Origin of the sequence: Acinetobacter indicus, from assembly GCF_009914475.1 — a bacterium.
Taxonomy (GTDB): domain Bacteria; phylum Pseudomonadota; class Gammaproteobacteria; order Pseudomonadales; family Moraxellaceae; genus Acinetobacter; species Acinetobacter indicus.
Genome location: NZ_CP045198.1, coordinates 702,019 through 715,351, shown reverse-complemented (window position 1 = coordinate 715,351; position 13,333 = coordinate 702,019). Strand labels below are relative to the sequence as shown.

At 47.4% G+C, this 13,333-nt stretch carries 11 protein-coding genes; 1 reads left to right on the top strand and 10 read right to left on the bottom strand.

Translation table 11 applies throughout. The features are described 5' to 3' along the window. Nucleotides 1–76 precede the first annotated feature (76 nt). Complete coding sequence (locus tag GA693_RS03910; RefSeq protein ID WP_160241388.1) at nt 77–1,246, bottom strand: CaiB/BaiF CoA transferase family protein; 1,170 nt, start codon at nt 1,244–1,246, stop codon at nt 77–79. After that, nucleotides 1,246–2,439, bottom strand: a complete 1,194-nt coding sequence (locus GA693_RS03905) for a mandelate racemase/muconate lactonizing enzyme family protein (protein WP_160241389.1) — start codon at nt 2,437–2,439, stop codon at nt 1,246–1,248. Before GA693_RS03905 ends, GA693_RS03910 begins: the two co-directional genes overlap by 1 nt. Before the next feature lie 412 nt (nt 2,440–2,851). On the opposite strand from GA693_RS03905, the gene GA693_RS03900 reads away from it, so the two are divergent. Further along, on the top strand, nt 2,852–4,009 hold the full coding sequence (locus GA693_RS03900) for an acyl-CoA dehydrogenase family protein (protein ID WP_216071806.1): 1,158 nt from the start codon (nt 2,852–2,854) through the stop codon (nt 4,007–4,009). A gap of 283 nt (nt 4,010–4,292) precedes the next feature. On the opposite strand, the gene GA693_RS03895 is transcribed toward GA693_RS03900, so the two are convergent. The 8 genes from GA693_RS03895 to GA693_RS03860 form a co-directional block, all read right to left on the bottom strand. Beyond that, complete coding sequence (locus tag GA693_RS03895) at nt 4,293–4,961, bottom strand: TetR/AcrR family transcriptional regulator (protein ID WP_160241390.1); 669 nt, start codon at nt 4,959–4,961, stop codon at nt 4,293–4,295. Between the two features lie 249 nt (nt 4,962–5,210). Next, entirely contained in the window at nt 5,211–6,440 is a 1,230-nt protein-coding gene (locus GA693_RS03890; protein WP_160241391.1) for a CaiB/BaiF CoA transferase family protein, read from the bottom strand. Nucleotides 6,441–6,618: 178 nt separating this feature from the next. Beyond that, nucleotides 6,619–8,091: an aldehyde dehydrogenase family protein gene (locus tag GA693_RS03885; RefSeq protein ID WP_160241392.1), complete on the bottom strand. Its 1,473-nt coding sequence runs from the start codon at nt 8,089–8,091 to the stop codon at nt 6,619–6,621. 131 nt (nt 8,092–8,222) lie between these two features. Further along, on the bottom strand, nt 8,223–9,455 hold the full coding sequence (locus GA693_RS03880; protein WP_160241393.1) for an OprD family outer membrane porin: 1,233 nt from the start codon (nt 9,453–9,455) through the stop codon (nt 8,223–8,225). 219 nt (nt 9,456–9,674) lie between these two features. Then, nucleotides 9,675–10,379 (bottom strand): fumarylacetoacetate hydrolase family protein, encoded by a 705-nt coding sequence (locus GA693_RS03875; protein ID WP_160241394.1) that lies wholly within the window; start codon nt 10,377–10,379, stop codon nt 9,675–9,677. A 31-nt stretch (nt 10,380–10,410) separates the two neighbouring features. Beyond that, nucleotides 10,411–11,049 (bottom strand): maleylacetoacetate isomerase, encoded by a 639-nt coding sequence (gene maiA / locus GA693_RS03870; RefSeq protein WP_160241395.1) that lies wholly within the window; start codon nt 11,047–11,049, stop codon nt 10,411–10,413. Continuing rightward, nucleotides 11,046–12,266 carry a 3-hydroxybenzoate 6-monooxygenase gene (locus tag GA693_RS03865; RefSeq protein ID WP_160241396.1) on the bottom strand — a complete coding sequence of 407 codons (1,221 nt, stop codon included), beginning with the start codon at nt 12,264–12,266 and terminating at the stop codon, nt 11,046–11,048. The genes maiA and GA693_RS03865 overlap by 4 nt, the downstream gene beginning before the upstream one ends. Nucleotides 12,267–12,291: 25 nt before the next feature. Beyond that, the gene (locus tag GA693_RS03860; protein ID WP_160241397.1) at nt 12,292–13,326 is read right to left on the bottom strand and encodes a cupin domain-containing protein; all 1,035 of its coding nucleotides are present in this window, start codon (nt 13,324–13,326) and stop codon (nt 12,292–12,294) included. Nucleotides 13,327–13,333 lie beyond the last annotated feature (7 nt).

The window sequence follows — 13,333 nt, the reverse complement described above, 5'->3', positions numbered from 1 at the left end:
GCATCCTGGTTATTTCAAAACTATCGGAATAATTTCAAAATGAAGATTGGAACGTTTTTTTACTCAAGCCACCTGCTTAAAGTTGCTGGGCTGCAGTCACCAGCAGCGCATTAATCTGCTCTGGGCTATAGTCCAGCTCGGTTAAAATCGCCTGGGTATTGGCCGCCACCGGGTTAACCGGCTGACACTGCGCCACCGTGGTTTTGCTAAATTTTGGCGCCGGGCTTGGCTGGGTAATATTGTTCACCTGGCTATAGCTGCCGCGGGCCACATTGTGTGGATGCAGCGGTGCTTCAGCCAGACTGAGTACCGGTGCGAAGCAGGCATCGGTTCCTTCAAACAGGTCGCACCAATGCGCACGGCTCTGCTGCTGGAACAGTTCAGCTAGACGCTGTTTTAACTGCGGCCATTGCTGCTGCTTCCACTGTGCCTGAAAGTCGGCATCTTCAAGCAGGCCCATCTTGTCGAGAAACTGCTGATAAAACTGCGGTTCCATCGGGCCAATTGAAATGTATTTGCCATCGGCACAGCGATAGGTGTCATAAAAATGTGCACCACCATCGCCATTATTGGTGCCGGCCTGCGCATTCCATAAGCCGACTGAGTGCCAGCCCTGAATTAATGCAGTTAATAACGCTGCACCTTCCGTAATGGCCGCATCCACCACCTGACCTTCACCGCTCTGCTGGGCATGAGATACTGCTGCCAGAACACCATAGGCCAACAGCATGCCACCGCCACCAAAGTCACCAATAAAACCCGGTGTTGGTGTTGGCTGACCATCGGCACGTGCGGTTGAATGTAAAGCACCGGTTAAGGCAATATAGTTAATATCGTGTCCGGCGCTCTGTGCCAACGGCCCGGTCTGGCCCCAGCCAGTGACCCGGCCATACACCAGTTTCGGATTACGCGCCAGGCAGATGTCCGGGCCTAAACCGAGTTTTTCCATGACACCCGGACGGAAACCTTCAATCAGGATGTCGGCTTTTTCAATTAATTTAAGGGCAATTTCAATCGCCTCTGGCTGTTTTAAATCCAGCGCAATTGATTCACGGCCGCGTGCGAGTACATCGCTATCCCGTGCGGTTAAGGCGGCCATGCCCTCTTTTTTACCCAGCTTGACCGGTCGATCAATACGGATGACGCGCGCGCCCTGATCGGCCAGTAACATGCCGGCAAAAGGTGCAGGTCCAAGACCTGCAAATTCCACCACGGTCAAATGCGATAATGGTCCGCTGCGGTGCATTATGCGACTTCCTCTCGACCAATCTCAACGCTACGGCCTTGTACACCGGCAGTTTTGTTACTAATCAGGAAGGCTTCATTCAGATCAATGCCATAACCCGGACCTTCGTTCGGATAGCACATGCCATTTTCAAATTTTGGAATGTTCAGGGCAATATCAGTACCGGCTTTAATATTTTTACTTTCCATGGTGCCATGAATCAGTAATGGTCCAATCGATTCGTTCAGGCCTTGCGATGCCCATTCATTAGCAACCCATAAGTGTGCTGCCGGGCTGTGCTCCAGACCGGAACCAATCATACAGCCGCAATGTACCGGTAAGCCGGCCAGACGCGCCATGGTTAACCAGCGCTGTGCTTTAACCAGACCACCAGCTTTTTGCAGTTTAATGAACAGACCATCGGCCGCGCGGCGATCAATAATTTCTTTCAGGTTATGCAGTTCTTGTGCAGATTCATCGGCATAAATCGGGGTTTTCACCTGGGCACGTAAACGTGCCATGCCTTCAATATCCCAATGTGGTAGCGGCTGCTCAATTAAGTCCAGACCGGCAGAATCAATACGACGGATCACATGCAGAGCTTTTTCATAGCTCCAGAAGCCGTTGGCATCAATGGTCAAGACTGCATCTGGGCCAACCGTATCACGCACCGCGTGTACCATATCAATATCGTCTTGCAAGGTGCCGTGACCAATTTTCATCTTGAACAGTTCAAAGCCGAGTTTTTTGGCTTTGTCGGCTTCAGCGGCTACATCTTCCGGTTTACCGGCAGACAGCACCCAGCCCTGACGCGAACCTTCTGTCGTCCGGCCACCTAATAATTCATAAACCGGTACACCCAACAGTTTGCCTTTTAAATCGTGCAAAGCGAAATCGACAGTGGCTTTGGCCTGGTTGTTATCACGGACCAGCAAATCCATTTTCGCCACAATTTTTTCAATATTGCGCGGGTCTTCACCAATCAGAATACGTGGTGCAATCACGCGGGTAATCATGGCAATAATTGATTCTTGCAGTTCACCACGATACCAGGATGACGTATCACCTGAGTCCGAAATGCCCACCGTACCATCATCTGCAGTAATTTTTAACACCACGCTATCAATCGAGGTGATGCGTGTATTTGGCATGATGACTGGCTTTTTTAATGGGGTTGAAACTGGAAAACATTCAACTTTCACAATTTTTGGCATGTTTAATTCCCTTTCTGTAATCGTGATACGTCTAAACATATCTGTCTGATGTCTGGGAGCAGCGGCGCGGTGGTGCTTTGGCGTGTACCAGCTCACTCCCACCCTGCTTTTCCTTACATCAATAGTGCAACTATTGATTCGACATCCTTTGTCTGCTGTCCAGATTCCAGTTTGTTGGTTTAAAAACTGGAACCTGATTGATTTCCTCATCAATGTAATTTTGAATTTCACAAATGTCAACCAACAAGTTGGTTGAATTTTTATTAAAACCAACCAACTTGTTGGTTGACAAATTAAATATAATTGTGAAAACTAGGCTTCATGCATAAATACGGGCAGTTTGCGCGCTAATTTAAACAGCGAAAACTGCTCTAAAGAACAGTTAAATGAGAGAACAAAGAAGGGATACACCATGATTTATGGATACCGCTCACCATGGATGACAGAAGAACTGGATCAATTACGTGTGACCGCACGCCGTTTTTTTGAAGAAGAAGTTGCACCCAAAGCAGAAAAATTCCGTAAACAGCATTACATTGACCGTGATGTCTGGGAAAAAGCCGGCGAACTCGGCCTGCTCTGTATGAGTATTCCAGAAGAATACGGCGGTTTGGGTGCGTCTTTTGCCCATGAAGTGGTGGTGATGGAAGAACAGGCGCGTATTTGCGATACCACCTTTGGTTTTATTCCAGGCGCACTCAACAGCCCGGGCTTTTTCCACGGAACTGCTACTCATGAACAGTTATTAAAATGGATGCCAGATATTGCTGCCGGTAAAAAAATGATTGCCGTGGCGATTACCGAGCCGGATGCCGGTACGGACGTAAAAGCATTACGTACCACCGCACGCCGTGAAGGTGATGAATATGTGCTGAATGGTTCCAAAACCTTCTGTACCTTGGGCGATCAGGCCGATTTAGTCTTAGTGGCTGCGCGTACCGGTGAATCGGGTTCTGGCGCACACGGGATTTCCCTGTTTATGGTCGAAAAGGATAAATGTCCGGGCTTTAAGGTTAATAATATCATCGACAAAATTGGTCAAAATGCCCTGAACACCGCCGAAATTTTCCTGGATGATGCACGCGTTCCAGCCGAAAACCTGATTGGTGGCGAAGAAGGCAAAGGCTTCTTCCAGCTGATGGATGTATTTACCCGTGAACGTCTGTCGATTGGTATTGTCGGGATTGCCTGTGCAGAACGCGCCATTGAAATGACCGTTGAACATGCCAAAAACCGTAAAATGTTAGGCCGTACCTTATGGGATTTCCAGAACACCAAATTTGAATTGGCCGAATGTTTGACTGAAGCGCGTGTTGGCCGCGTGTTTATTGACAATATTGTGAAAGACCTGGTCGATGGTAAAGACCTGCAACCTAATGATGCCATGATGGCCAAATGGTGGGGTTCACAAAAACAGTGTGAAATTATTGACCGCTGCTTACAGCTATTTGGTGGTTATGGTTACTGTACCGAGTATCCAATTGCCCAGTTGTATATGGATGCACGTGTGGCCCGTATTTATGGTGGCTCAAACGAAACCCTGAAAGATGTGATTGCCCGCTCGATGTAAGCCATCACAACCTGCAACAGGTAGGATTTTCCAAGGAGAATTCTACCTGTTTTTTTATGTCTGATTTTTATATCTAAATTCTTCTCGCAAGTTTGAATCAGCATAAATAGATGCAAGTCGGGCTTGATCCGATTCACTGGAAATATAGCGTAAATGAGTTGATCTCTGCTGGGTTTGCATCTCCGGACTGACACATCTCAACAGCAGATGAAAAGAGATATAAAACTAAAAAACCCGGTTAAAACCGGGCTTATTAATATTGAAGAGTATTTCGTGAATAGATTTAAGCACGAATACCATCAATCAGCGTCGACATAAATACATCGACAATTTCAGTAATGTCTTCACCACGACCCTCTTTATACCAGCGTGGCACCCAGTTCAAGGCACCAAACAGCATCGCAGAGAATAAACGTGAAGAACGCGGTTTAATTTTACCGTCCGCAATCCCTTCTTCGACCAATTCACGTACGGTCAGCTCCAGACGGCGCTGGAAGTCTTTAATTTCATTACCGTAACCACTATCCAGCGGTCGTGCACCAACCAGAATCAGACAACGTCCAAATACGTTATTCTGTGCAATTGCCAGTTGCGTCGCGAATTTACGCAAACGGTCAAACACACAGACCTCGGTATTTTTCATTTCTTCAATCAGAATATCCAGATCTTTAAACGAGGTAAGCAGACATTCATATAAAATGGTTTCTTTGTTGGTAATGTAGTGATATAGCGTAGCCTTATGAATGCCCACATGCTCGGCAATCAGGTCCAGAGAAGTCGCTTCATAGCCCTGTGTCGCAAACAGTTCTGCAGCAGTCTTTAAAATCAGCAAACGCTTGTCTTCATGGCGAGCTTCTGTATTGGCACGGCGTTTACGCGGTTTTGGCTTTAAAATAGCGCTATCTGGCTCTGCATCGGTTGCAAGAGCAAGACCGTTTTTTTCCATGGGCATTTGACTATCCTAAATTTTGAAAGCGTGATTAAAATATTCTGGCGAATAACTAAAACGTACTTCAATAAAAAATGATATGAATGGTTTTAAATTTTCTGCTGAATATAAAACACAATATTCAACCAACCATTTGGTTATATTATAATTGATTTTAGCGATTTGTTACAACTATGTAATCTATCATACCGTTGTATAAAAGAAAAACAATGATCTGATTAGACCATTGTTTTATCTCAGTATTATTTTTATTTAGGCGGCAAACAGGATACCAGAATCCATTAAACTGCTAATACGGGCATTATCCCAACCCAGTTCATTCAGAATTTCACGGGTATGTTCACCCAGTTTTGGCGCACGCACACGTACTTCACCTGGGGTCAGTGACATCTTCACTGGAATGCCGGGTACTGCGGTCAGCTCGGCTGTCCCCGGATGTTCAACTTGCGGTAACATATTACGGGCCGCAAAATGTTCATCCTTAAAGATTTCTTCACCGGTATAAATTGGGCTGAAAGGTACCCGGCCACCAAACAGTTCTTTTAATTCCTGCTTGGTTTTCTGGCTGGTGTATTTTTCAATTTCAGCATTTAAAGCCTCATGGTTGTCCCAACGCAGACCTTCATTTAAATATTCAGGCTTGGTTTTTAATTCAGGACAGCCAAGCAGATCACAGAGTAAATGGAACTGCGGATCATGCGGTGCAGCAATGGCAATCACCCCATCTTTGACTTTAATGGTACCAAAAGGTGCAAGCCCCGGAATACCGTTACCCACCGGACTGGCCGATACGCCGCGATAAGAGAACTGGCTGACCACAATTTCAGATAATGCAAGAATACTGTCGGTCATGGCAACATCGACATACTGGCCCAAACCGGTATTTTTAGCATGTAACAGCGCCGATACGGTTCCAAATGCAGCAAATAAACCCGATACGGTATCTCCGGCACCCCCACCGACTTTCACCGGATGATCGGCATCCATACCGGTTACGCCCATCCAGCCACCCATAGCCTGTGCAACAATATCGAAGGCTGGCCAGTCTTTATACGGACTTTCGCCGCCCACACGGTCACCAAAACCACGAATCGAGGTATACACAAGACGCGGATTTACTTTCTTTAAATCTTCGTAGCCCAGCCCCATTTTTTCCAGCACACCGGCACGGTAGTTTTCCACCAGACCATCGGCGTTTTTTACCAGTTCCAGCAAGGCATCACGACCTTCAGCATTTTTCAGATTTAAGGCAATTGAGCGTTTATTGCGGTTACACGACTGGAACAGCCCGCCAAAGAAACGGTCTTTATCATCGGCACGAAAAGGTCCCATTTTACGGAAGAAATCACCTTCGAGTGGCTCGACCTTGATTACATCTGCGCCATGATCTGCTAGCATTTGCGAACAAAATGGTCCGGCCAGTGCATGGGTCAAATCTAAAATACGTAAACCTTTTAATGATCCCTGATTATTACTGTTCATAAACACTCCATTGTTACAATACAATCAACTGGTTGGTTGATTATGTTTGAATTTTACCGCCCTGTAAAATGCTTTTTGATCATTTTTTGTAGCGCTAGACTAAAGTTATAGATTGGATGACAGTGCTGATGATCCGGAAAGCGTTGCGTTTCCCGATCATCAGCCTGCATAAAAAACCTTATACCGGATAGGCTTTCGGTTTGGTTTGTACGGTCACCCAATGGGTGCGGGTAAATTCCTCAATAATCCAGTGACCATTGAAACGGCCCAGACCGGAATTTTTCTCGCCCCCAAATGGCGCGTGTGGCTGATCATCTACGGTAATGTCATTAATATGGGTCATGCCCGCTTCAATGCCTAAGGCAAACTGCACACCACGTTCATGATTGGCGGTACACACGGCGCTGGATAAACCATATTCGGTGTCATTGGCCAGTGCCAGTGCATGCGCTTCATCTTGAGCTTTAATCACCGGCAAGACCGGGCCAAAACTTTCTTCACGCGCCAAGGCAGATTGCGGATCGACATTAATAAACACATGCGGTGGAATAATATTGCCCTGGGTTTCACCACCAACCCGCATTTCAATACCGGCGGCTTTGGCTTCGGCAATAATCCGCTCAATATTGCGTACCTGACTCTGGTTAATGATCGGGCCGATTAATGTCCCCATCTCGTTTGGATCACCCATGCTGAGGCTGTTTACTTTTTGCACCAGTAAATCGACGAACTGGTCATATACTTTGGCATCGACAATCACCCGGTTGGTGCTCATGCAGATTTGCCCCTGATGCAGGAAACGTCCCATCACGGTTAAGTCCACCGCTTGTGCCAGATCAGCATCATCCAGTACCACCATCGGTGCATTACCACCAAGTTCCAGTGCAATGCGCTTGATATAACGGCCACCCACAGCCAGCTGCCCGACACGCTTGCCGACTTCGGTGGAACCGGTAAATGAAATCAGGCTGGGTACTGCATGTTCAACAAAATAATCGCCAATTTCACTACCAGCACCGGCTACCACATTCAGCACACCGGCCGGGAAACCGGCTTCTTCAAACAGTTTGGCCAGCAAGGTTCCGCCAGTAACCGGTGTATCACTGGCCGGTTTTAACACTACGGTATTACCCAATGCCAAGGCAGTAATCACTGAACGCATACTTAAATGGAAAGGGAAGTTCCATGGGCTGATCACCCCAATCACCCCCAGCGCTTTACGATAAATCCGGCTTTGCTGATCTGGCACGCTGGTCGGCAAAATTTCACCATTCACGCGTAAAGGAAAGGTTTCAGCTTCCTGGATAATACCCTGCGCTGCGCCTAGCTCAATGCTGGCTTTTAAACGGGTACTGCCTGATTCCTGGATAATCCAGTCAATAATTTCTTCACCACGTGTAGCCACCACATTTGCCAGCTTTTGGATCAGGCCCATTTTTTCTGCTGGACTGGTATTTTCCCAGGCTTTTTGTGCGGCTTTTGCTGCCTGATAGGCGGCATCAACATCTTGCTGGCTGGCACACTGAAACTGATGTAACACCGCCTGTGTATACGGATTGATATTGTCCGTCAGGCGCGATGAAGTGCCCTGTTGCCATTGCCCATTAATAAATTGCTGGTTTAGCCCGGTATACTGCTGGTGCTGATCCATGCCTTTTACTCCCTGTTAAAATTAGAATGTTTATTGCGATCTCGGATAGCAATAAACATAAGTCAATTAGAATAAAAATACAACCAACTATTTGGTAGATTTTTTAATTTAAAAAAATCTCGATTTTGGTCTTAGAACTTGATGCTGTAATTGGTATAGAACCGGTGTTCATCCAGCTTCACCCCAGCACCCTCAAAGTCGGTTTTAATGAACATATATTGAAAGCCCAGTCCTTTGAACAACCCTTCTTTAATGCCGTAGTTCAGCACCACATTCCATTCATTTTCCTTGACATCGGCAATGGTGGGATGCTTGATATGATCTGCAGTAATATAGCGGGTCATAAAGTTTAAACCCTCAATGCCCATGGCAGAAAAATCATAGTCATAACGCAACTGTAATGAACGTTCTTTGGCTTTATAGAAGCTGATACTGCCCCATTGCGTCAAAAACGGTGCCGGTGTCCAACCACTGAGTAATGGAAAAGCCGTTTCGCCGGACATGTGCTGATAACCCAGACCAAATTTATGCGGCCCATAATGTAGCATGGTCATAAAGTTATAGGCCTGATTATCAATTTCACCCTGCAAACTTTTAGAGGCATCCTGGGTATCATAGACGCGAACATCGGTCACCAGCTTGCTTTGCTCTGAAAACTGGTGCTTATGCTTTAAGCCCACATAATGTTGATGGTAAATATCTTCCAGACCGCCATAAAAATAGCTGACATCCAGATTCGGATTGACCCGGTAATCTACCCCAAAAACATTTAGGCCATCTGAAACTGCACCGGTTTTATTGACATCTAAAGTCAGTTTTTCAAAATCTTCTTTATCACGCGCCATAATCCGGGTGATGCGACCGGCGGTAATTTTGGTATTTTGAATATCTTTAGATTCAAGCATTAGCCCTTTAAAGGTGGTTGGCAGGTTACGGCTATGATCAATATGCACCACCGGCAAGGTCGGCATCAGCTGGCCATAGCGGATTTCGGTATCGGCAATTTTCGCTTTTAAAGTCAGACCAAGTTGGGTCTGATCCTGCTGCTGTCTGCCGGTGCCCGGATCATTTGGCATACTACCATCCCGCACCAGTTCATCATCATTTTTGATCAGGCGCTCGGCATGGCGCACGCTACCATCCAGCCCGACAGACAATGGCCCCAGATCGGCATATCCGGACTGAATACTTAAATTGGCACTTTGTGACCAGTGTTCAAATTCAGGCACCGGCTTTGTATCCGGATTTCGTTGCATATAGAAGTTACGAAAATCGAGCTGTACTTTTGCATCCTGCACTACATCTGCATACGCCCCATGTGACATGGCCACCAGACATCCCAATGTCAGTAATTTTATTTTCATCATTTCAGCAATCCTCTTTGCTTTTTACAACGTTCCATCGCTGCAATGGCGCAGAGTCAATGCACCCCTATCCTGATCCTGCACAGCAAGATCAGGTCAGAGGATTGAGCAAGTCCATTGCATCTGTGAACGAGATTTAGAACCTTAAATCTTCGTTTTTATCCTGCTTCTCAGCAGAAATAAGAAGCTTTACAACGTCCCTGTCGTAAAGCTCACCTGTTAGACCACTTTCACGGTAATACCGCTCAGGCCTGTAATTTCAGCACGCATTTCATCGCCAGCCACCACAGCACCCACACCTTCTGGTGTACCGGTGAAGATCAGGTCGCCCTGTTTCAGCTCAAACAGGGTGGATAAATTGGCAATAGTCTCAGCCACATTCCAGATTAAATGGGTGATATCACTGCGCTGTACGGTTTGACCATTAACAGTCAAATGAATTTCACCGGCATTTAATTCGCCAATGTCGGCCAGGGTATGAATTAGACCCACCGGTGCAGAATAATCAAAGGCTTTACCCACTTCCCAAGGACGGCCTTTTTCACGTTGCGCCATTTGCAGGTCACGGCGGGTCATGTCCAGACCAACCGCATAGCCATAGATATAGCTGGCCGCTTCTTCTACAGAAATATTCTTGCCGTCCTTGCCAATTGCCACCACCAGTTCAATTTCATAGTGATAATTTGAGGTTTCACTTGGATAAGGGATGCTGACCGCTTCATCTGCCGGGACCGGCACAATTGATTCAGGATCATTCGGCTTGCAGAAGAAAAATGGCGGTTCACGATCCGGGTCAAATCCCATTTCACGGGCATGGGCCGCATAGTTACGTCCGACACAGTAAATACGGCGTACCGGAAACAGCGCATCGGTTCCCTGTACAGGCAAACCCACAATCGACATGGGATTAAATACAAAACTCATAATGTTCTTCCTTGTAGTAATTTTGCTGTGCTTAGACGGCATCAGGCTGATTTTGTGGTGCAGCGGCCTGAAACGCAGGCAACGCCATACAGTTTTGATAAATCTGCTGAATCCGTGGATACTGATTTAAATCGACCTGGAAACGTTTGGATGAATCGACCTGTGGAATCAGGTAGGCATCGGCCAGGGTCGGCTGATTGCCAACACAGAAGCCTTCCCGCTGTGAATCGGCTGCCAGCAGTTGCTCCAGCGCGCGGAAACCTTCATCAATCCAGTGCTGACACCAGGTTTGCACCTGGGCATCATCCAGACCCAGCGGCCCACGCAGATATTCCAGAATACGCTTGTTATTGATGGGGTGAATATCACAGCCCACCAAGGCTGCAATGGCACGCACTTTGGCGCGCTGCATCGGGTCTTGTGGCAACAAGGCCACCTCTGGATAAGTTTCTTCCAGCCATTCAATAATGGCCGGGCTTTGAATCAGCAACTGGTCATTGACTTCCAACACCGGCACAAAGGTTTGTGGATTCAGGGCTTTAAAACTGTCCTGCTTGTGCTCATTTTTCATCAGGGAAATGGCCTGCAGTTCATAGTTAATTTTTTTCAGATTCAGCACAATACGGGTACGGTGCGAGGTGCCGCTGCGGAAAAAGCCATAGAGTTTCATGCTGCAGTTCCTGTGTAATGTTTCGCCGCGTCCAGACAGTTTTCTACATTCCAGCCATATAACCATTCCATGGCATCATAGAAACGCTCATTGGAACGGCCGCGCCATAAATCATTGCGCACCATGCGCTGCACGCCTTTAGCATGATAAATTTTGCCCATCTCGCGTGAAGACAGCACAATACGTGCAGTACGGGCGACACGCGCGCGCTGGTACATATCAAAGGCTTTGGCAATATCGTTATTGTTGACGCGCAAGGCTTCGCCCAAGGTCACGGCATCTTCCATGGCCATACATGCCCCTTGCGCCATATATTGTGTGGTTGGATGAGCCGCATCGCCAAGCAAGGTAATCCGGCCATAACTCCAGGTATCAATCGGTTCGCGGTCTGCAGTGGCCCAGCGTTTCCACGTTTTTGGCAGCTCAATCAGCTGGCGCGCTTTCGGGCAGATGTCCTGAAAATAAGACAGCACTTCTTCTTTGGAACCATCTTTTACCCCCCACTCTTCCTGTTCTCGGCTATGGAAGGTCACCACCACGTTATATTCTTCACCACCCCGCAGTGGATAATGCACCAGGTGACAATTTGGCCCGACCCAGATACTGGCCGCATTCCACTGTAAATCTTCCGGGAATTCATCACGTGGTACCACAGCACGATACACCACATGACCGGTCACCAGTGCCGGGTCACCTACATACTTTTCACGTACCACCGATTTGACCCCATCTGCACCAATGAGCGCCTGACCGCGATATTGATTGCCTTTATGGTCAACAATGGTCACGCTGCTTTCATCCTGATCGACACTGACAATGCGGCAGTCGGTGATGATTTCAATTTCACCATTTTCCTGTGCCCCTTCAACCAGCGAGCTGTGAATATCGGCACGGTGAATCACCGCATACGGGTTGCCAAAACGTTTCAGGAAAGCCTCACCGGTTTCAATGCGACCAACACAATATTCATCAATCGCATCATGCATGACCATATAGTCGGTATAAACCGCACGGCCACGCGCACGATCACCAATTCCTAGCGCATCAAAAGCATTGAAGGCATTTGGTCCCAGCTGGATGCCGGCACCAATCTCACCAATTTCTGGGGCCTGTTCAAATACCTGTACCTTAAAACCTTGCTTGGCCAGCGCCAAGGCTGCGGCAAAACCGCCAATGCCACCACCGGCAATTAAAATAGGGTTTGCTTGATTTGTCATGTTTTTCTTCCTTTAAAAACCAGTATTAACGACGTTCACGTACCGAGTACAAACCGAGTTTCTTTTGAATAGGTGCTTCATCGGCCACAAAAATAAAACAGGCTTCGCTGGAGTGATTAATCAGATCGACCGCCGCAAAGCATGGCGCACAGGCGGTATCGGCTTTATCCAGTGCAAATGTTTGCGCATCAATTTTGAGTTCTACCTGACCTTCAATGACATGAAACACCTGTGCTGCAGAACGTGGCGGTAACTGTACGGTTTCATTCGGGCGAACCATTAGCGCGGAATAGCCAATAATTTTCTGGCAGTCTTCACCTGTTTCCGGATTGACATACGCCACCTGAACTGGCGCATCGGTCTGTTCTTTTGCCAAATCAATCAGCAGCTGTTTGGCTTCTGCCCATGGATAACGCAGCATTGGATAATCAGTTTCCGCACGAATATGATGTTTGGTTGGTACCAGCCCTGCGCCATAACGTGGTTTGTCCAGCACGCTCACGACCGGCTGACATTCACCACCTTCTACAAAAGAGGCTTCCATGTAATACACCAGCGGTAAATCCAGCACATCAAGCCAGATCACAGGTTCATCACCATCATGACCGTGTTCATGCCATAAACCGGATGGCGTTAAGATTAAATCACCATGTGACATTGGGCACTTTTGGCCTTCCACAGTGGTATAAGCATTTTCACCTTCCACAATAAGACGCACCGCATTGGGGGTATGACGATGTGCCGGTGCCCACTCTTTTGGCAGTAACAGCTGCATCCCCAGATAAATTACCGAAGTCGCACGCATATTGTCTAAACCATGACCCGGATTGGCCAGCACCAGTACCCGGCGCTCGGCTTTTTCAATTGGAGTCAGTTCTCCGGCCTCAATTAACAGTGGCTTGATTTCCTGAAATTTCCAGGCAATGGCCTGAGTCAGCGGTACAGGTTTTACTGGAGGGAGTACATTGCGCAGACTTGGCCAGAGGGGAACCAGATTGTTCTGTTTCAGCGTATCGACATACGTCACTGGCAGGTCTTCTAAGCGAGCAAGTTGTTCCATGTTGTGT

Coding starts and splice junctions, on each gene's coding strand:
- GA693_RS03910 (WP_160241388.1), bottom strand. CDS start 1,246: ATGCACCGCAGCGGACCATTATCGCATTTGACCGTGGTGGAATTTGCA.
- GA693_RS03905 (WP_160241389.1), bottom strand. CDS start 2,439: ATGCCAAAAATTGTGAAAGTTGAATGTTTTCCAGTTTCAACCCCATTA.
- GA693_RS03900 (WP_216071806.1), top strand. CDS start 2,852: ATGATTTATGGATACCGCTCACCATGGATGACAGAAGAACTGGATCAA.
- GA693_RS03895 (WP_160241390.1), bottom strand. CDS start 4,961: ATGCCCATGGAAAAAAACGGTCTTGCTCTTGCAACCGATGCAGAGCCA.
- GA693_RS03890 (WP_160241391.1), bottom strand. CDS start 6,440: ATGAACAGTAATAATCAGGGATCATTAAAAGGTTTACGTATTTTAGAT.
- GA693_RS03885 (WP_160241392.1), bottom strand. CDS start 8,091: ATGGATCAGCACCAGCAGTATACCGGGCTAAACCAGCAATTTATTAAT.
- GA693_RS03880 (WP_160241393.1), bottom strand. CDS start 9,455: ATGAAAATAAAATTACTGACATTGGGATGTCTGGTGGCCATGTCACAT.
- GA693_RS03875 (WP_160241394.1), bottom strand. CDS start 10,379: ATGAGTTTTGTATTTAATCCCATGTCGATTGTGGGTTTGCCTGTACAG.
- maiA (WP_160241395.1), bottom strand. CDS start 11,049: ATGAAACTCTATGGCTTTTTCCGCAGCGGCACCTCGCACCGTACCCGT.
- GA693_RS03865 (WP_160241396.1), bottom strand. CDS start 12,266: ATGACAAATCAAGCAAACCCTATTTTAATTGCCGGTGGTGGCATTGGC.
- GA693_RS03860 (WP_160241397.1), bottom strand. CDS start 13,326: ATGGAACAACTTGCTCGCTTAGAAGACCTGCCAGTGACGTATGTCGAT.